Raw genomic sequence first — 23722 nt, 5'->3', positions numbered from 1 at the left:
CGCTAGGCCTGATTCCCCAGCACCTCCGCCACCATGGCGGGAATACTGGCAATATCGGGACAAACACGGATACCAGCAGCGGCCAGGGTCGTCACCTTACCTTCGATTCCGCCCCCGCCTTCCTCGAGAATGGCGCCTGCATGCCCCAATCGTTTGCCTTCCGGTGCTGTACGGCCGGCAATAAAGGAAAATATGGGTTTTGGATAACCGGTTTGACGTACGTGGGCCGCCAACTCCTCTTCTGCAGCACCGCCAATTTCACCCAGAACGACAACCGCCTTGGTGTCTTCATGGTAGCGCACCTGCTCCACAAGCTCGATGAAGTCGACGCCAACAAAGGGATCGCCCCCTACCCCCACACAGAGTGAAATCCCCAATCCGGCGTCTGCCAGACGTGCGGCGGTTTCATAGGTCAGCGTGCCACTGCGGGAAAACACTGCAACCGATCCCGGAGCGTACACATCAGCCGGCATGATGCCCACCTTGCAGCCGCCTGGAACAATCAACCCCGGTGTGTTGGGCCCGACAAGACGACTTTTGGAGGTGCGCAGCGCTTCCCTGACGGCCAGCATTTGCCCCTGAGGAATGCCTTCTGTAATGCACACGATCCACGGCACGTCACAGGATGCCGCCTCCAGTATGGCAGCGGCGGCAAAGGCCGCAGGCACGAAAATAATGGATGCGTCCACGTCCGGATGCTCTTCCATGGCACGGTGCACGGTGTTGTAGACCGGCACGCCCAAAACATCCTCTCCCTCTTTGAAAGGAGTTACGCCGGCAACAACATTGGTGCCGTAATCAAGCATGAGCCTGGTATGCAGTCGTGCAGCGCGCCCTGTTATACCCTGGACCATGACCTTGGATTGTTTCCCCAGCGGAAGCGGCGCCGGACCACCGGTATCCGGTACGGACTCGATGTCTTCCGTGCCTAGCACAGGAGGATCAGGCCTTTTGAAAGCCGGATAATCACCGTCCGGTTTTATGGCTTCCAGGGCCTCCAATGCGCTGGTCATGCCTTCGGAAACATGAATGCCGTGCCCCAGACCTTCTACAATCTCCCGACCGGACTTGGCGTCCGTCCCTGCCATGCGCACTACAAGCGGCTTTGCAGGGGCCTTGCCGTCCAGTGCCTCGCGCAGGGCGCGCGCCACGGCTTCACAGGAAACAATGCCGCCAAAAAGATTCAAGAATACCGCCTTGACCTGGTCGTTGCCAAAAAGCAGTTCCAGGGCAGTGCGCATACGTTTCTCGTCAGCAGCACCCCCCAAATCCATAAAGTTGGCTGCCGGCAAGCCCTTGAAATTCAGCAAATCCATGGTGGCCATGGCCAGCCCTGCTCCATTGACGAGGAGGCCGACCCACCCGTCAAAGGGCACAAAGGACAAACCCGCTGCGCGGGCTGCGTTTTCCTCTGCCGCGGCATGCTCTGGCTGGTAGTATTCCTCTAATTCAGGGCGCAAATCACGGACATTGTCATCAATCTCCACCTTGCCATCAAGAGCTGTCCACACGCCTTGGGCGTCGAGCACCAGGGGATTGATCTCAGCCAGAAGCAAGCCGTTTGCCAGGACAGCGTCATAGAGCTTGCTCACCAGGTCGCGAAACCCCGCGTAGACTTCCTTGTCTGGAGTTTCGGGGGCAAAGAGGTGAAAAAAGGCAGCGCGGATATGCTGCTCACCCAGACCGAGCCCCGCCGGAATGTTTTGCGACAAGGGGCGCTTGCCTGTTACGCCGGAGTCCTCAACATCCACACCACCAGCGCCGGCCGTAAGCACCAGGCTTTCGCGTTTACGCGAAACAGCAAAAGACAGGTAGAATTCCCGCTCGAAACTGGTTCCAGGCTCCACGCGGACCAAAGGCACTGCGTGCCCCTTGATGCGCATGCCAAACAATTTCTTACAGGTTGCCGCCACTGCATCGGCCGTATCCACGCGCAAAATGCCCCCCGCCTTCCCGCGGCCCCCTGTCTGTACCTGGGCTTTACAAAACCACGGGCCTTTACCAGGGAGGGTGAATCCGTCCTCATCACCGGGGTGCAACAACGCGCCTGCCGGCACCGCGATGCCGGCCTTCTCGAACAGGCGCTTGCTCTGGTGTTCGTTCAAAAGCATGCCGCGCTCTCCTCTTTCTGGTCAAAAAGGGATTTGCTGAAACACTCTCTAAATGAACGAAGGCGCAATGGCATGCGCCTTCTCTTGCTCCACAATAAGCCACATACGTTCATTCACGTCGCGACTGCACCCCGGCCGGGAGCCGTCAGCCCCCCGGCAAAAGGCACTTGAATCTTTCTATAGCCCCATGTCCTGATTCACCAAAACAACCGTGATCCTGGCTTTAGGAAAGGATTTCTCGGTGATAGTCCAGGTGTTGCAAATGCGGTCCGGACTCTTGCAGTCATGGCAATAGGCCGTCTTGACGCAAGGGGTTTTCTTGCTGAGCCGCATGGCATTGGTAGGGGCGGCATAACCCTTGATTCTGTTGAAGGCCTCCTGAAGATCGGTAACCAGCTTATTCCTGCCGGTGATCACCACCACATGCTTGGGCCCAAAGGTCAAAGCGCCAACCCTGTTGCCAATCATATCCAGATTGACCAGAGTGCCGTCTTCGGTCAGCGCATTTGTGCCGGTAAAATACAAGTCCACAAGCAAAGCCTGCCGGCGCAGCTCGATGGCTTGCTCCGGAGTAAGGCTCTTGTCAGATGGGTCCAGAACCTTGATGCCTTCTGGGGCGCTTTCGGGGTTGAGGGCTTCATACAAGCCGGTCTCCATGAACGTGGCGGAACCACCCCAGGACAAGCTCGCAGGATTGACGGCGGGAAGAATCTCCGAAAGTATCAGTTCCTTTGCCGCGGCGGCGTCATCCACAATGTGGGCGCCAAAATTATTGGCTTCCAGCGCTTCTTTCACGTCTTGAAGCTTCATTTTCCAAAAATCTTGCACATAATCACTCATGATATGGCTCCTCTTTGCAGTACAGAGCTTGCTGATCTCTAAAAGGTACGGTATCCGCATATGCGGAATGCAGCCGGACCGACCGGGCTGCACGAAGCAAGTTGGTATCACACAGCGGCTTGAGGGGAAAGTCCGCCTGCCGCGACACCTTAAAAACACACTAGGCGCTTGGCATAGCGGTTTTTCCCGGCCCGCAAGTCAGAGGGTGAACGTACATCATGCGTTTTTTTTGCAATCTACTCATTGGCCTGCCCCTCTTAGGGCTTCTGGTCGGTTCCAGCATTTTCCTTTACGACTCTATTTCCTCTTTCACCGCCGGCCCCACGGAATGGGCGCCGTGTTCCAGGTTTCTGCAATGGCTGTTCAGAAAATGGAACGTGTGGGACAGCATGGCGTCCTTCACGGATATGTACTGCGACCTCTCTTTTGGGGCGCACATCGCCATAGCCAGCTTTTTGATCGGCTGCATTACCATCCCCATCGCCTTGGCCCTGGCCCGCCGGCTTGATTAACATCCACTAGGCCTCCCCCATAGGGCAGAGCCCCTACTCTTTTCTTGACCCTACTCTCGCCAGTGTCTAAGGTACGAGTTAATGCTTAGTGTCTTAACTTGAGCCGGATACGGACAGATTTCCAACACTGCAACTTGTTGTTCATTGCCACAGCATCTTTTAGCGTAGACAAAGCGTCTTTATGGCGCTGTTGTCGCAGAACGCTGCATGGATAACACCAATAAGGCAAAAGGAGCGAGGACATGTCAGAGACCGGCGTTGCCGGCCCGCAACAGGCGGGGGGAGTTTTAAACGCCCCTCCAAAGACACTGAAGGGTTTTTACGATCTTATGGCGTTTACACGGCCGCCACGGATGCGCGCCGTTCAAGCCATTCTCGATGACGAGAACGTCACAGCAAGCGACATTGACACGTTGCGCAAATGCCTCAAGCTGTTGCAGGAAATGCCAGGCCAGGGGATGCGACGCACCCTTGCCCTTGAAGATACCCCTCAGGAGAATGCGGACAATGACACCATAGAGCTCGACCTGAGCTATGAGATCGGCGAACTCGAGAAGGACATCCTCTATCTGGAAAAGGGACAGCAGGCGTTGCTGGAGCGCATGCGCGAACTGCATAAGGATTTCGACAGTTATCTGCGCCAAGGCATGGACCTGATCAAGGACATATCCTTCAACAGTTTGATCTCGGACCGCGACGGAACCACCAACAATTACTGCGGTCGCTACCTCTCTTCCATACAGTCGGCGTACAATGCCGTTTTCCTGACGCGGTTCGCCAGGCGCTGGGTGACCAACCCCATGCTGCTGACCTCTGCGCCGCTGCGCGAAGGCGGTATTGTCGATGTCAGTGTTATTCCTCCCCGTACCTTTATTTACGCAGCATCCAAGGGGCGCGAGTGTCTGGATCTGACGGACCGACGCAGAAGTTTTCCCATTCCCGACGACAAGCAGGCCCTGCTCAATACGTTCAACAAAAAACTCGAGGCCTTGGTAGCCAAACCCGGCAACGAAAAGTTCGCGCTTATCGGCTCTGGCTTGCAACGCAAATTTGGCCAGACCACGGTTGCCCGCCAGGATATAAGTGGCGTGGTGCCGCCCGAGGAATCAAAGGGCTTTCTCGATGCTGTCGCTGCTCTGGTGCGCGAAGTGGACCCGGACGAAGAACATTTCCGCATCGAAGATACAGGACTCGACATAGAGATAATCCTGACCATCGAGCATGAAAGCGAGGGATTGAAGGACTTTGACAAGGGTGATGGCGTGGCCTACCTTGATGACACTCTGCTCCTCAATCTGGCCCAGGGGCCGCATCTTGTCTGTGGCGACACAGGATCAGACGTGCCCATGCTGCGAGTAACCCTGGAGCAAAGCCCGGAAACCTATTCAATTTTTGTAACCCAAAAACCGGAATTGGCAGAAAAGGTACGCGGGCTTTGCCAAAACGCTCTCATCGTACCCGAACCGGACATGCTTGTGACCATCATGGGACAGTTGTAAGACTGGCCGTCTATAAATAAATTTCAGCTCCCGGTAGCGAGTTTGAGATGTCTCTACTGCGCTGCCGGAAGCTGCTTGCGAGGATACGAAGAGAAACCGGAAACCCAAACCACAGCATACATTTCTGGCACGACGCTGCACGGGCCCGCAGCGCACGGCCGTACCGTCCGCCCCCGGCCCAGAAACGCCAGACCCTTGAAAGGATATGTATGCAACGGGGGCCATTCCTATGGAAGCACCACTTTATAAAGGCGCCATATTCGACCTTGACGGGGTCCTTACGCGTACCGCGAAAATTCACGCCCTGTCTTGGGAGGCCATGTTCAACGATTTTCTCAAATCAAAGGCCGAACAAGAGGGCAAGACGTTCATGCCCTTTGACCGACAGGACGACTACCTCACTTACGTAGACGGCAAACCCCGCTTTCAAGGGGTTAAAAGCTTTTTGCAATCCCGGGGGTACGAGATGCCCTTCGGCGATCCTGACGATGCACCCGACAAGGAAACCATTTGCGGTCTGGGCAATCGGAAAAATGACATATTCCAGGACAAGCTGCGTGAAAAAGGGCCTGAAGTCTATGAGACCTCCGTTGAGTTCATCAAGGCGCTCAAGGCCAAAGGCATTCGCGTTGCTGTCGCGTCATCCAGCAAGAACTGCAAGCTCGTGCTCGAACTGGCTGAACTCGAGCCCTTGTTCGAGGCCAGAGTAGACGGGAAAGTATCCCAAGAGCTTGATCTCAAAGGCAAACCCGATCCTGACATCTTTGTGGTTGCTGCAAAGCGCCTGGGACTGGAGCCTGGCGAATGTCTTGTCGTAGAAGACGCCATTTCCGGAGTACAGGCTGGTAAAAACGGCAACTTCGGCCTTGTCCTTGGTGTTGCCCGGGAAGTGGAAGGTGAAATGCTCAAGCGCTTTGGCGCCGATATGGTGATCAAAGACTTGGGCGAGGTGGACCTCGACGATTTGGACCGCTGGTTCACCATGGGAGTGGAGCGAGACGGCTGGGAACTCTCCTACCGTGGCTTTGATCCTGGTGAAGAAAAACTCCGCGAGACCCTGTGCACCGTTGGCAATGGCTACCTGGGAACCAGAGGGTGCTTTGCCGGCGAAAACGCCTCCTTCAATTTTTACCCTGGCACCTACCTTGCCGGAGTATTCAACAAACGAACCACAAACCTGCACGGTCGCGACATCGTGAACAACGATTTCGTGAACTGCCCGAACTGGCTTCCCATCGAGTTCAGAATAGGCAAGGGAGAATTCATCAGCCCTCTCAAGATGGAGCTCTTGCACTATAGTCAGAAACTGAAAATGCGCGAAGCCGTCATGGAGTGGACCATCGTCTGCAAGGACAGTCTGGGGCGCATCACCCGTGTGCAGACCAGACGGCTTGCCAGCATGTCCGACCCGCATATCTGCGCTCAAAGCTACGATATTACGCCCACCAACTATTCAGAGCCGATAACGGTTCGCGCCTCTCTAGACGGCAACGTCATCAACGACGGAGTGGCGCGCTACCGTCAGCTGGATTCCCACCATTTGAGCGGGATTGCAGCAGGCCCTGCCATCAGCCCGAAAAAGAATGCCGAACGCGGCGTATATCTGCACATGCAGACCAACACCTCGGGCTATGGCATAGTAATGTGCGCCAAAACCGTACTGCGTGAAGACGGGCAAAAGGTGCAGGGTGAAAAACGCATTTCCCAGGATGCCTGGAAGATCGGTGAAGAAGTGACCTTCCATGCCCAGGAAAACAAAACCTATTCCGTGGAGAAGCTGGTCAGTATCTACACTACTCTGGATACCAGCGACCCAAAGGAAGAAGCCCAGAACGCCCTGGACAAGGTGAAGAGCTTTCAGAGCGTATTTACGCCGCACGCCAGGTCTTGGGAAAACCTTTGGAAAAAGGTGGATATCAGGCTCTCCGGCGATCGCTTCACCCAGAAGGTGCTCAGATTACATACGTATCATTTGCTGGTGACGGCATCGCCCCATAACAAGGGGCTGGACGCCGGCATACCTGCCAGAGGCTTGCATGGAGAGGCCTACCGTGGGCACATTTTCTGGGATGAACTCTACATCATGCCGTTCTTTGAACTGCATCTCCCCGAAGTGGCGCGTTCGCTTCTGATGTACCGCTATCGACGGCTGGACGCGGCCAGGGAATACGCCCGCCAGAATGGATACGAAGGGGCCATGTATCCTTGGCAGACTGCGGACGATGGCGGCGAGGAAACCCAGGAACTGCACTACAACCCTGAAAGCGACAAGTGGGGGCCGGACCTCAGCCGCAGACAGCGCCACGTGTCCATAGCTGTATTCTTCAACGTCTGGCGCCACATGCAGTACAACCGAGACATGAAATTCATGCGGGAGTACGGCGCCGAAATGATGCTGGAAATAGCACGCTTCTGGGCAAGTATCGCCGCGTACGATAAGGAAGACGACCGCTACCACATCTCCGGCGTCATGGGGCCGGATGAGTTTCATGAAAAATTGCCTGGCGCCGACGAACCAGGACTCACGGATAACGCCTACACCAACGTCATGGTGGTCTGGCTTTTGGAAAAGGCCATGGAAAGCCTGAAGGCCTTGCCGCAAAACGCCATGAAGGATCTGCAGGCCAAAACCGGCTTCAGCAAGAAGGAAACCGAGCGCTGGCAAGACATTGCCAAGAAGATGAACGTAATCATCACTCCGGACGAGATCATCAGCCAGTTCAACGGTTACATGGACCTGGCAGAACTCGACTGGGAGCGCTATCGCAAACGCTATTACAGCATCAACCGCATGGACCGCATCCTCAAGGCCGAAGGCGACAGCCCTGATAATTACAAGGTCGCCAAACAGGCCGACGTATTGATGATGTTCTATGTGCTTTCACCTCATGAAGTGGTGCAGATACTCAAACGCCTGGGGCACAACGTCAGCAACGCCGAAAAATTGCTCAGGCAGAACTACGAGTATTACGAGCAGCGGACGTCCCACGGCTCTACCCTGAGCAAGGTGGTCCACGCCGTGATATCCAGCTACATCCACGCTGGCAACACTGTGTGGGACTGGTTCATGGAAGCCATGCGCAGCGACATATACGACACCCAGGGCGGCACCACCATCGAAGGTATCCATACCGGCGTCATGGCCGGCACCGTGGACGTGGTTTTCCGTCACTTTGCCGGTATCGGACTGCACAATGGCGCGCCAAACATCGAACCACAGCTCCCGACACACTGGAACGAGCTGGCCCTGCGCTTTCAGTATCAGAACGTTGAATATGAGGTGGAATACAGCCAGGAAAGCGTGCGCATCAAGTCCAGCGGTAAAAAAGGCAAACCCGTGAAAGTGACTGTGTTGGGCAAAACCGTCACGCTCGAACCGGGGCGCTTCACCACAGTAAAAAAGCCGGTCAAACCGTCCTGATCAAATACCTGACTGCAGAATAACAGAAACGCCGGTGGAGATACTCTCCGCCGGCGTTTTTTTACATCAAAAAAAGTTTGCGCCCGTTGTGCAGGCAGCGCCGCAAAACGGCACTCCCTCTTCCTTCGATCAGAAAGTCAGGTCAGAAGGTCAGGATCGCCTCAAGCGCCCTGCTTGGCCATGGCAAGGGTGACCTTGCTCTTGAGCTCGTCTAGGTCCACACTCTTGACCACGTAATAATCCGCTGCAGCGGATTTGAGGTCATGCTGGAAACTGTCATAGGCAGTGGAAAGAATAACTGGAAGCGACGGGTCTTTGCTTCGAATTTCCTGCAAAAGATCAAGCCCGGAACGCCCGGTTCCAAGATTGATGTCCAGGATGACAACCTGGGGTTCCTCTCTGGCTACGACTTGAAGAATATCTTCGAGACCGTCGGATGTGGCGACTTCGTAGCCTTCTGTCTCGAACTCGCTGCGATACAACAAGCGGATGTGTTTTTCGTCATCCACTATCAGCAGTTTTTTCTTACTCATGGAATCCACCTCGTTCAGCCTTGGTCGCCGGACTTGCGGCAACAGGCAGTCCGGGAAGTGACGGGATCGAAAATACGCAGTAAAACCACTCTACCACGTTTGCCTGTTTTCCCCCACCCTCCTTCTTACGATATATCTTTAGTATACCGATATGACAATTGCAAGGCATCAAAAAACAATCATTGTACCCATTGCGACAAAAAGATACACGGACGACAGCTTGTTTCCTTTTACGTCTCATAGTAGTCTCACTTGGATGAAGACCATGCGTGGTAGAGGAATTGCACCTTCGAATATATGTCTTTTCGCACGTAGCGCCATCCATTCCGGTTTCGGACGCTCGCAAACGCGAATGTAAAACTCAGGATCAAGCGATTCCTGTGCTCTCTTCTCTTTTCCGAAAAAAAAACCTTTGCCCCAGTACGTCGTTGTGGGCGTTATTTCTTGTTCTTTCGCTGTACATGGCGCTATTGCCTGGTTGCGGCGCACACCGCGATGGCCGCGAAGTAGTCCAGGAAATGGCGAACGCCGGCGGGTTCCATGCCATCAACTTTTACACCGATCCCTTCATCCTCCACGGTTTCCTACGTGTTGTGGGGAGCAGCCAGGACAAACCCCTGGTCGTATACGTCGAGGGAGACGGTCGCGCCTACGTCAATCGCAGAACCCCTTCCAGTGATCCCACACCGGAAAACCCCATGGGCATGCGCCTGGCCATGCTCGACCCAGCGCCGAATGTTCTCTATCTGGGGCGCCCTTGCCAATATAACGACCCTGTTGAGGCGTGCCCCATGCGTTACTGGACATTGGAGCGGTACGCCCCTGTGGTGGTGGATTCCATGAACCAGGCGCTGGACCTGGCAAAGGAGCGCATCGGCGCATCAAAACTGCATCTGGTGGGCTATTCCGGAGGGGGCGCCATCGCCCTGCTCTTGGCGGAAAAAAGGCAAGACAAGGGCGACGTGCTGAGTGTCACGACAATAGCCGGCAACCTGGACCATGCTTTCTGGACAGAACTCCACGGAGTCACCCCCTTAGAGGGATCGGACAACCCCGCAGACGCAGCGGCGCTCGTGGGCGACTTGCCGCAGCTCCATCTTGCAGGTGGAGACGATGACATCGTGCCGCCGGCTGTGGCGCGCTCGTTCATGAAAAAACTGCCTGAAGGCGCTCCCGCGGAACTCGTAGTGGTAGATGAGGCAACGCATACCTGCTGCTGGCCTGAAATCTGGCCCGGCATGCTCCGACGTTTCAGTGGCTTTTTAAGGCGCTGACGCCGCTCAACTCCCCGGCTCAGAATACTGAGGTATCGCCGCCTTCACCTTGTCCGGACTCCATCCCGGCATCGAGGACATGCTTGAGGACCGTTTGCAAAGTGTCCAGGGAAAATGGCTTTGAGATATAATCCGTCATTCCCGATTCCAGCAAACGCTCCCTGTCGCCTTTCATGGCGTGGGCGGTCATGGCCACTATGGGCACACTTTCATTGTCACGTCCTGTCTTGCCGGACCGGATAAGGCGCGTGGCCTCTATCCCGCTCATTTCAGGCATCTGAACATCCATGAAAACAACATCAAAAGCCTGTGAGGCAAGCGCTTCCATGGCTGCCTCGCCATCGGCTGCAAGTGAGATTTCACACCCCAGCTTTTGCAGCATCCGTTGTGCAACAAGCCGGTTGACGTCGTTATCGTCTACGACAAGAACATGAATATTATCGGGCAACTCTCTTTCCTCTTCCTCTTCTTGCCACAAGACAGCGGCGACATCGTCAGGAAGTAACCGGAAGCGCGCGTTGAATTTGAAAACGCTTCCCTCTCCTTCTGTGCTTTCCACCCCGATACGGCCCTGCATGAGTTCAACCAGGCGCTTGCAGATGGCAAGGCCAAGACCCGTGCCGCCAAAACGCCTGTTGTAGGAGCCATCCGCCTGGGTAAATTGATCGAAGATACGCAGCGCGTCGTCCTGAGAAATCCCAATGCCTGTATCACTGACCGAAAAAAGAAGGTCTACCGAATCCTTGTCAGCAGCGGTGCCAGTATCCTCACTGAACAGAGCAACCGCTATGGAAATTTCTCCCTGGTCGGTGAATTTAACCGCGTTGCCAGCCAGATTCAAAAGTATCTGGCGTAATCTGGTGGAATCGCCAAGCAGCACTGACGGGACCTCGTCCTCAATATGCCACGTAAGCCGCAGCCCCTTCTTTTCCGCCATATTTCCGGTAATCTCCGCCACATCCCGCACAACTGCCGGCAGCTCAAAAGGTGCGTCCATGAGCTCCATGCGCCTGGCTTCGATTTTGGAAAGGTCAAGAATATCGTCTATAATGGCCAGAAGGGCTCGCGCTGATTTCTCCATTGCCTCGGCATATTCGTCGAGTTCGGGCTCCAATGCCGAAGAACGAAGCAATTCTGCCATTCCAATTATGCCATTCATCGGCGTACGGATTTCGTGGCTCATATTGGCCAGAAACTGGCTTTTTGCCCTGTTGGCCTGCTCCGCTGCGGTTTTGGCCTGGCGCAAATCCTCATCGTAGCGCTGCCGCTGAATAGCCAAGGCATAGAGGGTAGCAAGCCGCTTCACCAGGGCGACATCATATTGCGTATACGGGCGCGCGGCATTCGCCAAAGCTATCTGCCCGACCAGAGCATTTCCGATGTGCGCTGGCACCGACAAAAACGAATCTATGGGGACATGCCCCTCCGGAATGCCGCAGGAACGCGGGTCATTCTTCGCATCGTTTGTCATCAAATCCATTTGCGCGTGCTGTACCCAATTCCTGAGTCCTTTTGGGGAATTACCATCAATGATGCAGCTGTCTTCTAGTTTGCACTTGTCCCAGACATTGTCGGTCATAACCTGGCTGATAGTCTTTCCCGTATCCGGATCAATATTGCCCACAAGACCATAAGCGCTGGTAGTTACTTCCTTTGCCGTTTCAAGCACATGTTTGGCGACATCCTCCACAGTGGCTGTGCTCAACAGCAGGGTGGCCAGTGCGGCAAGGCGAGCCTCCACGTCCTTTTGCCGACGGGCTGATGCAGCAGCGCCTACGACTTCGGAAATATCGCGGGAAATACATAAAATGCCGCTGATCGCCCCCATGGGGTTGCGCAAGGGGACTTTGCGAATGTCGAAATAGCGCTGGGCGCCTTCGACATGAAAAAGCTGGCTTGGACGGTAGGCGGTCTGCCCACGCAGGACCCTGAGATCTTCCTCCCTGTCCAGGAAAGGGTGAGGCGTTACATCGGCCTCTAAACGCTGCAGGGGCGCATGCAACATAGCGTCAGACTCCCCGACGATATCGGAGGGGTGCACCCCAAGACTGTCTGCAAAGACTGAATTCGCAAGAATTATCTTGAAATTGAGATCCTTAGCAAAAATCATATCAGAGGAGGAATCCACGATGGAGCGCAGGAGAGCCTCCGAGGCATGCAGTACATTTTCCACCTCCTTACGCAAGGAAATATCCGTTACAGAAACCTGACATTCAGAGATGTCACCATCATTGCCCATCAGGGGCGCAACATTGAGCTGTGCGGCAAATCCTTTCCCATTTTTGCATATAATAGTGGCTTCGATCTCGAACTTGCGCCCCTTGAAAATCGAGTCGAGCCCTTTAGTGAGCTCTTTTTTGGCGTCGGGATCCAAAAACAGAAAAAACGAATTGCCGATCAGAAACGTGCGCTCATACCCCAACATTTTGGAAAATGTCAGGTTCGTACGCACAATGCGTCCTTGTCTGCCCAGAGAGACATATCCCAGGGGGGCGAAATCGTAGAGATTCCTATATTGCTGTTGCGAACTCTCCAAAGAAACCTGCAGAATGCGCAGTTCCTCGTTCTGCGCCAGCAGTTCCTCCTGGTGCACGCCAAGCTCATGGATTGTGCGTTCCAATTCCGCATTTTTCGTTTCAAGCTCAGTGCTCTTCTCCAACACTTGCTGGTTGAGATGATCGCTCAACTTTTCCAGACGTCGCTTGTCCAGGGCCAAATGCGTGACATCACGACCGACAATGGCCATGGAGTGACCAGCGCCGTCTTCTCCAAAAACAGGGGCGTATATGAATTCATAAACCCGAGTGTCCCCTTCGGGAAAAACTATTTCCCGTTCCACGCGGGTCACACCGCCATGTTTCCAGGAATATTCTTCGCTTTCGGCGCAAAAGATCAGCAAATCGCGATGGTCGGGAACCAGTTCCGCCAACTCCAGCGTTGTCTTACTTTTGTAAGAGGCTACATTCAGGCCGAGCAACCGCAGAAAGGCATTGTTGCCATCTACCCAGCGCCCTTCGCCATCCTGCAGGCAGATGAGGTCCTGCATGGCATTGATGAGCGAACGAAGCTGCTCTTCATGCCTGACCAATTCCGCCTCCACTTCCTTGCGACGGCTGATGTCTAGCATTGTGGTGAAGAGGGCGTCCTGCTTCTGAAAGGTAATGGGGACCGAGTAGAATATGACAGTGAGGGTTCCACCATCCTTTTTTTTCAGCTTCACTTCAAAATTATCGGCAAGCCCTTCCGTGTTGATAAGCTCCAACAACTCAACACGCTGTTCTGGCGTTTCATAAAAGGACCAGGCAGCCTCACCAGACGCAAGTTGGCCGTGAAGATCGAACAGTTCTTCCACGCGTTGGTTATGGTACAAAATACGTGAATCATCACACGCCGTGATAAGCGCCGGCACTGGAGAAGCGTCAAGCAATGAAAATAAGGCTGAGGATTTTTTGACTTCCTGCGAAGAGCTTTGCCCCCCTGTAGCAGTATTGCCAGGAGCAGGAGCAAGAATGAGCGCCGCTTGGTTTGCAGCCAAGGGCGCCAGTATGACATGGAAATTTTGCCCTTCGCTGCCAATCTGCAAAGAGAAGCGCAGTGTTTTACGAACTTCAAGACTGTAGGTCAGTTTCTCTTGTACATGCTGCAAGGCAATGCCGGTAAGACATTTCGAAAGAGAGTCTCCCTCATGGACATCAAGCAGCACTGTTGCCTGTTCATCGGCGAACAGAACAACACCGCTCTCGTCAAGGTGAAGCGTGCCTCCGACACTTTCCTCATTCAGCATTATGGCTCCACGTCCTTGGAACAGGCAGTCAAGTCAGGCTGTTATCATCAAAAGCCTGGCCAACTGTTATTGATCTGAAAGAAATTTTGAGCGGATCGAGCCCCCATCCTCGTAGCTACCGGACTTATGGTGTGACAGTTTCTGCCCTGCCTGCACCCGTCAAACCTGTTCTTCATTCCCTTAAATGCACGCCCCCTGTCAACTCACCTCGGAAAACCGCGGCATGCGCAAGGTGAAGGTCGTGCCAGAAGCGGCTGTCTGCACATCAAGCGACCATCCCTGTTTGTGGGCCAATTTCCGGCTGATGTAGAGTCCCAGTCCGGTGCCTTTGCCACTTTCTTTGGTTGTAAAGAACGGATGAAAAATTCTTGGGAGGTCGCGCGGCTCGATTCCTGGACCGTTGTCCCGCACATACAGCCGGCACTCATCGGCATCAGAAGGGAAAGCATACCCTACACGAATCTGATGCCTGGCGTTTTCAGGCTGCGTATACCCCTCCAGGGCCTGAATGGCATTGAGCATGAGGTTTTGGACAATCAACAGGAGCTCCACCTGGCGGCCACAAAACAACTCGTCATCGTTTGGAAAATCCCTGACAAGTTCGACTCTGCAACGCCTGAGCTCGTGCCGCAACAGCAACAAGGCGTCATCCACAACAGATGCGAGTGAAAACGCCAGCACTTCCGAATCGCTTGCGTCACCAATATTAACAAGCATGGCGCGGCCAATTTTCGTGACCCGTGCGGTGAGCTTGACCGCCTCCTTGAGCAATACTCTGCTATCCGCATCCTGCTCGTTGTCCAACAACAATTCCAAGTAATTAACAATCCCGTTCAAAGGATTATTGATCTCATGGACAATGCTGGCCATGAGCGCACCGTACTCAAAAAGCTGTCCTTCCATTATCTGGGTAGCGAGTTCTTCACGTACTGCCGTCTGATCGCGCACGATACAGCAAAAATCCGACTTGCCCCCTTTTTGTTGTGACAGGGGGAACAGGGTGATTTCAAGCCAATGGTCGGCGCCGTGCGTACGGAGCACGCTATCAAAGATTTTCGGTGCGCCCTCAGCCTGGGACAATGCTGCAAATTCCCCTACCTTGCGAAAGAGTTCGTGGGGTATGAGCGCATCCAGTGGCGCTCCTTCCTGAAAGGGTTCGTTTCCCTCAAGCAGGGCAACGGCCCGCTGGTTGAATGTCATAAGCTGCAAATCCCCATCAAACGTAAGCAGAGGAAAAGTTGCATTTTCAAAGATGCCAGAGAGATGCGCATTTTTGTAATGCAATTCTTCGGCTAATCGCTCATGCTTTTCGAGCAGGGCTTCATATTCAACATTGACCTTGAAGAGCAGATTGCGATGGTTGTCATTGATGCGCTCTTGCCGACGTTGGTCTTCCTGCTGCAATTGCAGCCGTTTTTCCAGCGTGGCGATACGCTTGAACAGCTCTTCCTTGCTCATTGCAGAAAAAGCCTTGCCCTGCTCATCCCTGGTCAAAACCTAGTCCTCCTCACCCAGAAACAGCGGCACAAACGTGTCACTATGCAGCCGGGTAACGCCGGACGCATTGGCGGGAGCGATTTCGCCATACGTATAAAACCCAAAGGCGTTGGGGACACAGCCGCTTTGCTTGAAGAAAGCCAGTTCATCGGGCGCCATGGTGCCCAGAATGTGGCGGCGGGAAGCACAAGAAAAAATCATGCAGACTTGCGGTGCATTACCGGGATACGCTGCCAAAGCCTGTTCGCAGGCCTTGGCCGAGGCGGCAAGAATATCTTCACGCGCGCCTTCGGAAAGCTGCACGCTGCAATCTTCCGGTAATACTCCGACAAAGACGACGCTAGCGTTATCCTCGTCGAAAAAACCAGCGCTGGATAAAAAAGGAGTGCCTCCGTCATCTGGATAGACCATCAGTGGAAACTGTCTGTATTCCTCGACGTTCTCTCCAATATAGTTCCGGTAAAAGTCCATGGCGGGATTCTCGCCGATTTCATAAACCACGTTTGCTTCGCTACGCCCTAACCTGTGTTTTCTGCCTACGGGGCGGCGGCCATGTTCATTGCTTGTGCCATAAAGCAGCGGCCCCCCTATCAGGAGCAGGACGAGGGTGTCCTCCATGACTTCATGCCCGTAGAACTGAAACGTTTTTTCAATGACAAACCGGTCACCTGCAGTACCCCCTACAATAGTGACGCCGTCTCCCAGGAACCTGGGGAGTAGTTCATGCAAGGGAATGGCCAAGGTCGTCAAACCGTCCGGAAAGGGAACAGCAAGAACAGGCGCCACACCCAATTTGGCAACAGCCTGTTCATAAGCCTCTTTGATGGCATCCTGGGGGCGAGACGACAGATTTCTCCCAACGCCTGCCGCAAAACGACACTTGTCGGCGCCGAGAAACGTCACCTGGGCTGTGTCCCGTCCTGGCCCTGCATGCAAGGATACTTCTCCATCCGTCGTGCATCCCAGAACATCAATGTCCGGGAAAAATTCCTGGATTGTTTCGAGAAATGCGGAAAAGTCCCCTTCCATGTGCGAGGTAAGCACAACCGCTACCTGCGGCGAAAGGCCCCGCAATGCATCCAGGCGCTCAAGAATAAGCTCTCGAATATCGCTTGCCGCGGGCTGCTCATCCGTTTGCAACGTCAGACTCTTTATCATTCCGATTTCCATTGAAAAAACCGCATGCTCTCAAAAAGCGCAATCGGCAAGGTTTAGGGATGTTGCCTGCAACAGCAGGCACCCTGCGTCGGGTCACTTAAGAAGAGGACTCTAGGGTAACATTGCAGAGCCCTCGTAAACACGTTGAAAAAGACATTTCTACAACAGGTGGACGATAATTTGAACAGGTGCCAACATAGCTCAGATCAACCAGAGAGGGCAATGCCGCCATAACAGCAGCAGCGGCCATGTATTCCCTCTACCAGCAGCTTTGATCCACATCTTCAAGGCGTGAGACATCAAATCCCTGTTCCTTTGCAATACGCTCAAAGGTATTTCTGGTCTGGGTATCAATTGCCGGGGTGCGGGAAAGCAACCAGAGTGTATCTCGGTCCCGAGAGCCAACAAGGGCGTGCTTATATGCCGCATCCACCCATATAACGGTATACTCTCCCCAAAACGGGCGCATGAATGTGACTTCCAAGCGGCTGGGATCACCCTCAAACCGTTTTCTGGCCATTCCCTTTACGCTGTCGAGCTCGCCTTCACGCATACAGCTGTTGACCACCGTAACATTTCCGTCATCACGCAGGGAGTATGCTGCAGTGGTGCAGGTACATCCTTTTTCAAACCATTGGGGAATGGAGGCGATGGAATACCATTTTCCCATATAGCGCAGCAGGTCGAGTTTTGTTTCTGTTTTCAAGGGTGGGGCCGCTCTCCCCGTTGCACACCCCACCACAGCCATGGACGCCAATAACAAGACGAACAGGCAAAAAACCATTCGCAACTTGAAAACATAATACATATTAATCTCCTGACATAATGGGTTTTTCTGCATAAATTCACGTTATTCTAGCATGCGCCGCACAGATGGCAAAGAATTGAAGCCAGTTTCTTTGTCGGCATACTGGACTCTCGCTTCATGGTGGCGTACTGGAAACAGGAACAGAATATACGTGGAGCAAGATTTCAGCTCCACTGGACAGAGGGCGGCATTTGGCCTACAAGGCCAGCTTTACATCCCCATAACCTGACAAGGGAACCGAGAGCGGCGCATTCCCCCTGGCCCAGGCTGCGGGGGCTCCCAAATCCATCATGAAATTTCACGTCACCTTTTCCATCATGCTCGCCGTCATGCTCATTGGCTTTGCGGTGACGTATCTGTTCATGCCCAGGGCCAAAATTCTGGCCAGGGTATACCGTATCCTTTCCTATCCAGGGGGGCACAGCCGCCACAAACGCCCCATTCCGCTGCTCGGCGGACTTTCCATGTACATTTCGTTCCTGACGGCCTTCGTCATCTATACACTGTACGCGCTTTTTGCAGGATCCCTGGATCCGGAACCGACCTGGATGCAAATGATCTCCCTTTTTCTGGGGGTCACATGGATGATGGTCTTGGGCACGCTTGACGACAAGATTCGCATGCGCTGGAAGGTCAAGCTCCTGGGCGAATTTGGCGGTATCCTTATCCTGCTGCTGGGCGGGCACGGGCTTCATTCCGCAACCATTCCCTTTGTGGGATTCGTGGAATTCGGCTTTTGGGGCATTCCTCTATTCGCCCTGGTTGTGCTTACAATCACCAACGCCATCAACCTCATTGACGGTATAGACGGCCTGGCCGGCGGCATCTGCTTCTTCGCAGCGTTAGTTTCGGGGATCATTGGTTTTGCAAAGGGTGACCTGTTTACGGCGACCATATCCTTTGGTCTTTGTGGTGGCATACTGGCCTTTCTACGCTTTAACTTCCCCCCCGCAAGCATCTTCATGGGCGATGGCGGCAGCCTGATGCTGGGCTTCCTGCTCTCCACCCTGGCGACGTCCAACGCCGCCATCGAGACAGGTCAACGTTCAGGCACCATGGTGATGTTGCTGACACCATTTTTGCCCTTTGGTATCGCATTGCTGGATGTATTTCTGGCCATTATCCGTCGCTCCGTGAGTGGTCAAAAAGTTTTTCTGCCGGACACCAATCACCTGCACCACCGTTTGATGGAAACCATTGGCCGACCCAGAGCAGTGGTGACCATTCTCTACGCTTTCAGCGCCCTGCTTTCGGGCATGACGCTTGCTTTGGTTCTTGGGCCCAGGAAATATTACTTCACTGCCTATGTCACCTTTTCCGGCATCATCCTGGCGGCCCTTGTCGTCATGGTGCTCAGGCTATACCTGAACGAGGGTATCCCACGCATTCTGCAGAACCGCCCTCATTTTCAGTTCCTGGCAGCGTTCACTTCGTTCATGGGGAAACGTATCCGCCGCGCCCGGAACCGTGTGGAACTGTTACAGCTTTTGGAACGGGGCGTAGAAGATCTCGACTTCGATACCGTATCAGTGACCCGCGGTGAAGAAACCCTTTTTAGCTGGCGCAATGAAAGCCCTGTGCATCCAAACAGCCCTCGTGACGATCGCAGCAAACGCCTTGGGAAAAGCGGCCTTGAAGTTCACTGGACCGTTCCCATGCACAAAAGCACATCCTATCAAAAATATTTGAAATTAACCTGGGACGTATTTCTACAGGACGTAGAATCCAGGCTCGTCTTGTTGCATGAGCATTGTGAGGAACGCAATTCCAGCTACGCTGCCAGTGACTCTGCCGGTTAAATCTGAACGAGGACCACAATTGCCTTTCGCCCTCCCTTCTTCGACTCGTGGCCACTATGCGGCTTTTTTTCTCGTTCTTTTCACATCATTTCAGGCCACATTCCTCTTTCCCGATACAACACTTGTACTTGGTGAACGCACCAACCTTTTCACCGCTTTGCTATGCACCATCAGCCTTGCAGGCGCCTGGCTGTTTACCGATGGCCTGGCACAACGGGTCAGAAGCAGAGGGTTCTGGATTTCTCTTGGGCTCATCGTTTTAGGAGCATTGAGCATTGCAACCAGTCCCGACAGGGTGGAAGCGTTCTACCGCGGTTCCGTGGCTTTGTTTTCAGCCTTGGGCGGTTACTGGTGCGGCCGCATTGTCCTGGCAGACGCAGCGTGGCGGCGGATTTACGCCTGGTTCTGCCTGGCTTTGCTGGCAATTCTCGCCATATTTTGCATCGGTGGCGTTCTCACGGATGGGAACATCAACGACCTGCTCAACGGCACGGGCAAGCACCCCCTTGCCAATCGCATAATGTTACTCTGGTTCGCACCCTTACTGCTCATCGTATCAAAAGGGCTGACAAAACGCATTCTTGCAATATGCATAATGTTGCTAAGCTATGCTGCCATCTTCATTAGCGGCTTGCGCACTGCAGTACTGATGCCAATCGTTCTTGGTTTGGCATCCATCATGCTGGGAGTACTACCTCTTCGCTGGGTATTGGTCGCCCTTGCGGCCTTCATCATAAGCGCCACTGCTTTTTTTGTTTCCTCACCGGAACAACTGCAAGAAATCAGCAGCAGCAAAAATGAAGAAATCTACTACCGTGTGGAAAACATCCCTTTTTCACTGCACATAATCAGCAAGCACCCCTGGTTAGGCATAGGTTTGCGCACCGATCGAAGCCCCTACTACGAGGATTACAACATTTCTCTTACTGCAGTGGACAAGCGCACCTTCAAAGAGTCCATGCAAAATATCGTGACATCTGAAAACAGCATCATGACCCTGTTCGTGGGCATGGGCATACCTTTTACTCTTCTGTACATTGCAGCTGTGGCCTGGACTTACGGGTGCCTCATGATCTCAGTGGTCCGGTTGCCATCGGCCCAAAGCCTGGCCATGCTCGGATTGTTCCTGCCCATAACGGCAGGCATCACCTATTTTCAACTTTATGATGGCATCATGTATCCGCAGGTAGTCTGGTTTTTTCACCTGCTTCTCGGCATGGCTCCACGGCGCCCTGTACCGCCGCAGCCCAAAAACACCGGCATCGAGATGGGGGAGCCTGTCGACGCTTAGACCATACATGCAGCCTACAATTGAGACATTCTAGGCTGCGCCCTGCCCGCAACAGAGGCTGTCCTTCGTTGCACTGCAAAATCGGCAGACTAATCCCTTGCGGCATCAGGCTTACCTCGCGTACGATCTCCGGATTGAACATTTTTATCTTACCCAGGTTGGACTTCCAAGGAACGCGCATGATGAAAAAGGCGCTCCTGATTATATCTCCATCAGACATATAAAGACTACTGAGGTATGAACGCATGATCCTGGTTACCGGCGGCGCCGGTTACATTGGCTCACACGTAAACAAGGCGCTGGCGGCTTTGGGACGTGAAACTCTGGTGCTGGACAATCTTTCCAACGGCCATGATTCCTTCGCCAAATGGGGTGTTTTCGAACAGGCCGACCTTCTGGACGCCGCCGCCCTGCAGCAGATTTTCGACATCTACCCCATCACGGGGGTGATGCACTTTGCCTCTTTCTGCTACGTGCGCGAATCCATGGAGAATCCCGCAAAATACTACCGTAACAATCTGCAAGGCGTGCTGCATCTGCTCGACGCTATGGTAGCGCATGATGTGCCCAACATCATTTTCTCTTCCACCTGTGCGGTATACGGCTTCGCGACCCAGGTTCCCCTGCTTGAAGACCACCCCCTTGCACCCATCAATCCTTACGGGCGCAGCAAGCGGATGATCGAGCAGATTCTGGCCGACTACAGCATGGCCTATGGACTGCAATACGCCTGCCTACGCTACTTCAACGCAGCAGGCGCTGACCCGGATTGCGAGATAGGCGAATGGCACGATCCTGAAACACACATTATTCCCGTGACGTTGGATGCGGCCATGGGCAAGGCCCCAGCCCTCACAATTCACGGGGGCGAGCACCCTACACCGGATGGCACCTGCATCCGTGACTACATCCATGTGAACGACCTGGCCACTGCCCACATAAAAACCCTTGAATACCTGGAAAAAGGCGGTGAAAGCCTGGCCATGAACCTTGGCAACGGTGGAGGGTATTCCGTCCGCCAAGTTGTTGAAACCGTGGAACGCATCACGGGCAAGAGCGTGCCCCACTCTTATGGCCCCGCCAATCCTGGCGACCCGCCCCAGTTGGTGGCGTCGGCGGAGCATGCCAAAAATCTGCTGGACTGGCGCCCAAAATACCCCGGCCTGGACGCAATCGTGGAGACGGCCTGGGCCTGGCACCAAAGGCTGTACCGGGAGTTCAAGCAGTAGTTGAGAATCCCTCTCTTCCCTGCCTGATGCCGCCCCATTCTATCCATAAGTATTTATAGCCTTACAGAATCACATTTCCTAATATTAACTTGTTTACCGCTCTCTTTTTGCCAACTAGAGGGGTATCGCTGCCGCCACTTCAGGCTCACAGGCAGGGAATACCATCAAGGAGGGAGCGCCATGCCTCGCGTCAATGTCGGAACCTTGCACCAAATCAACGCGTTTCTGGACGGGGAAACCATTTATCTTGTCGGCTCGGGAGTTGCCCCCACCTCTGGGTGGAAGCACGACTTTCAAAACAGCCTTTCCTCCGAAATGGGGGAGCACTATGTCTTTGTCTCGTTCCCACCAACGGGCATGGTGCTGCAGGTGCTCACCCCTTTTGTGGCCGTAGAAAAAATTCCCAAAAAGGAACACCCCAGTGACAGTATTCGGGTCCTCTACCGCAAACCGGATAATTCAGTGGGAGTGGATCAGATTCCCATCAAACCGGCCACAGCCAGCGACATGGGCCTGGTGCAACACTTAAGCCCCGTCACCATTTACCCTGCCGACGATCCGCGGATCGATGCCGCCCCGGACAATGAATTCGCCGATCAACCTTTTGAAGTGTGCGACAAAGGAAAGGGGACCGTTTATCGCCGTGTTATCGCATCTTTCAACAATCCTTTGGACTGTTGGTTCAGTGGCAGCAGCAATGAATGGATTCTTGAAGTCAGGGTGGGAACGCCACAGGACATCAAAGGAGCTGTCGAGGATTGCCTTAAATTGGGCGCAGTGGCGGCAGCAGTAGCTGCCATTGCAGCAGTCATGGTAACAGGCGGTGCGGCTCTGGCGGCAGCTATCGAAGCCTTCATCGCCGTGATCAAACCATGCCTGGCCGCCAAACTGAGCAATCTCGCCAGCGTCACTGTGCATCACAAGCACTCCTGCAATTAAGCAGACGCGCAAAAACACGACAGGGGGGCCTTGCCCCCCTGTTTGAAGATGTGCATATCCTTGAAGATCAATCGAAAAAAGCGCCGAGCGTGGGATCAGCCAGACAAGCCTTGACGTGCTCCAGGTGGCGCGGGTCCGTCCTGGGTGATGAAAGCTCGGGCAGTGCGTCAAATTCAAAAAAGCCCACGTCTTCCGTTTCATCGCTGGGGCGGGCTTCGCCGCTCTCGATCTCACAGATCATGACCACTTTATACGCGTGGAAGAACTCCAGCGGCCGGCCGAGTCGGTTGGCGTCATATACCCCCACCACCCGAGTAGGGCGCACTGTAAAGCCACTCTCCTCCCACACTTCACGCGCGACCATGTCCGAAGGCTTGTCGCCCACGTCTGCCCAGCCGCCCGGCATGCACCAGCGGCCGTCCATGCGCTCCTTTACCAGCAAAATGCGTCCATCCCGGATCACCGCCCCTCTGACATCAACCTTCACCGTGGCGTAGCCCGGTTGATTAAGAAAACTCTCCAAAACGTCAGCACACTGCAGATGCCCGCATTCGGAAACGATTTCCGAAGCAAGCTCCATAAGCTGCTCGTAGTTGATGCGATCGTAGTGCCCTTCTGTGAGTTGCAGGCCGGTTTGGCTGATGGCTTGCAGTCGTCTGGCCCAATCCAGCCAACGGGCTTGGTGCTCCTTTAGTTCTTCCTGGCTCATTTCGGTTACTTCTGTCTTCGGCATAGTATTCTCACTGTTGCTGTTCTCAATAGCCACCTGCGTAAGAGGTACTACTGATTCTGCACCATGTTCTGCAAGGCGTCCACCTTGTGGCGCGCCAGGCTCCCTCTGCAATAAAGGAATGATGAACCAGAGGCACCCTGCCAAAAACAGGGCGCTGCCTATGCTTCCATAAATATCTCTAGCCATTACGGTTGATATGGTGAAAGCAAAAGCCGAAAAGAGAAAAACGAGCCACCCCAACAACTGGCCCTTGCGGGTCTGCAGCATGGCATCACCTGTATTCCGCTTTTGAGA

The 23722-nt window shown here is 54.1% G+C and carries 16 protein-coding genes; 8 read left to right on the top strand and 8 right to left on the bottom strand.

Translation table 11 applies throughout. The features are described from left to right. Nucleotides 1-2: 2 nt before the first annotated feature. Together sucD and ACZ5EH_RS15950 are read right to left on the bottom strand one after the other, a co-directional pair. Nucleotides 3-2111 carry a succinate--CoA ligase subunit alpha gene (gene sucD, locus ACZ5EH_RS15955; RefSeq protein WP_464274863.1) on the bottom strand — a complete coding sequence of 703 codons (2109 nt, stop codon included), beginning with the start codon at nt 2109-2111 and terminating at the stop codon, nt 3-5. A 177-nt stretch (nt 2112-2288) separates the two neighbouring features. Then, nucleotides 2289-2951 (bottom strand): lactate utilization protein, encoded by a 663-nt coding sequence (locus ACZ5EH_RS15950; RefSeq protein WP_464274862.1) that lies wholly within the window; start codon nt 2949-2951, stop codon nt 2289-2291. A 218-nt stretch (nt 2952-3169) separates the two neighbouring features. On the opposite strand from ACZ5EH_RS15950, the gene ACZ5EH_RS15945 reads away from it, so the two are divergent. The 3 genes from ACZ5EH_RS15945 (at nt 3170) to ACZ5EH_RS15935 (ending at nt 8383) form a co-directional block, all read left to right on the top strand. Beyond that, nucleotides 3170-3463 (top strand): hypothetical protein, encoded by a 294-nt coding sequence (locus ACZ5EH_RS15945; RefSeq protein ID WP_464274861.1) that lies wholly within the window; start codon nt 3170-3172, stop codon nt 3461-3463. A 242-nt stretch (nt 3464-3705) separates the two neighbouring features. After that, entirely contained in the window at nt 3706-4962 is a 1257-nt protein-coding gene (locus tag ACZ5EH_RS15940) for a trehalose 6-phosphate synthase (RefSeq protein WP_464274860.1), read from the top strand. Between the two features lie 229 nt (nt 4963-5191). Beyond that, nucleotides 5192-8383, top strand: a complete 3192-nt coding sequence (locus ACZ5EH_RS15935) for a beta-phosphoglucomutase family hydrolase (protein WP_464274859.1) — start codon at nt 5192-5194, stop codon at nt 8381-8383. A gap of 161 nt (nt 8384-8544) precedes the next feature. Here the strand turns inward: ACZ5EH_RS15935 and ACZ5EH_RS15930 are convergent, their stop codons facing one another. Continuing rightward, nucleotides 8545-8916 (bottom strand): response regulator, encoded by a 372-nt coding sequence (locus tag ACZ5EH_RS15930; RefSeq protein ID WP_464274858.1) that lies wholly within the window; start codon nt 8914-8916, stop codon nt 8545-8547. Nucleotides 8917-9434: 518 nt separating this feature from the next. Here ACZ5EH_RS15930 and ACZ5EH_RS15925 point away from each other — a divergent pair. Next, nucleotides 9435-10190, top strand: a complete 756-nt coding sequence (locus ACZ5EH_RS15925; RefSeq protein WP_464274857.1) for an alpha/beta fold hydrolase — start codon at nt 9435-9437, stop codon at nt 10188-10190. A 19-nt stretch (nt 10191-10209) separates the two neighbouring features. Here ACZ5EH_RS15925 and ACZ5EH_RS15920 read toward each other — a convergent pair whose 3' ends face one another. From ACZ5EH_RS15920 to ACZ5EH_RS15905, 4 genes are all read right to left on the bottom strand, one after another. Then, nucleotides 10210-13974 carry a PAS domain S-box protein gene (locus tag ACZ5EH_RS15920; RefSeq protein WP_464274856.1) on the bottom strand — a complete coding sequence of 1255 codons (3765 nt, stop codon included), beginning with the start codon at nt 13972-13974 and terminating at the stop codon, nt 10210-10212. Nucleotides 13975-14172: 198 nt separating this feature from the next. Further along, on the bottom strand, nt 14173-15468 hold the full coding sequence (locus ACZ5EH_RS15915) for a two-component system sensor histidine kinase NtrB (protein WP_464274855.1): 1296 nt from the start codon (nt 15466-15468) through the stop codon (nt 14173-14175). Between the two features lie 3 nt (nt 15469-15471). Then, entirely contained in the window at nt 15472-16629 is a 1158-nt protein-coding gene (locus tag ACZ5EH_RS15910) for an FIST signal transduction protein (RefSeq protein WP_464274854.1), read from the bottom strand. 259 nt (nt 16630-16888) lie between these two features. Beyond that, entirely contained in the window at nt 16889-17437 is a 549-nt protein-coding gene (locus ACZ5EH_RS15905; protein WP_464274853.1) for a lipocalin family protein, read from the bottom strand. A 290-nt stretch (nt 17438-17727) separates the two neighbouring features. On the opposite strand from ACZ5EH_RS15905, the gene ACZ5EH_RS15900 reads away from it, so the two are divergent. From ACZ5EH_RS15900 to ACZ5EH_RS15885, 4 genes are all read left to right on the top strand, one after another. Next, nucleotides 17728-19236, top strand: coding sequence for a glycosyltransferase family 4 protein (locus tag ACZ5EH_RS15900; protein WP_464274852.1), 1509 nt, complete (start codon nt 17728-17730; stop codon nt 19234-19236). A gap of 19 nt (nt 19237-19255) precedes the next feature. Further along, a complete protein-coding gene (locus ACZ5EH_RS15895; RefSeq protein WP_464274851.1) occupies nt 19256-20527 on the top strand; it encodes an O-antigen ligase family protein in 1272 nt (423 codons plus the stop codon). Between the two features lie 245 nt (nt 20528-20772). Beyond that, nucleotides 20773-21756, top strand: a complete 984-nt coding sequence (galE, locus tag ACZ5EH_RS15890) for a UDP-glucose 4-epimerase GalE (protein ID WP_464274850.1) — start codon at nt 20773-20775, stop codon at nt 21754-21756. A 180-nt stretch (nt 21757-21936) separates the two neighbouring features. Then, nucleotides 21937-22695, top strand: a complete 759-nt coding sequence (locus tag ACZ5EH_RS15885) for a hypothetical protein (protein WP_464274849.1) — start codon at nt 21937-21939, stop codon at nt 22693-22695. A gap of 67 nt (nt 22696-22762) precedes the next feature. Here the strand turns inward: ACZ5EH_RS15885 and ACZ5EH_RS15880 are convergent, their stop codons facing one another. Then, the gene (locus tag ACZ5EH_RS15880; protein ID WP_464274848.1) at nt 22763-23695 is read right to left on the bottom strand and encodes an NUDIX hydrolase; all 933 of its coding nucleotides are present in this window, start codon (nt 23693-23695) and stop codon (nt 22763-22765) included. Nucleotides 23696-23722: the final 27 nt, after the last annotated feature.

Source organism: Desulfovibrio biadhensis (assembly GCF_055388615.1).
This window is presented reverse-complemented; position numbering and strand designations above follow the sequence as displayed.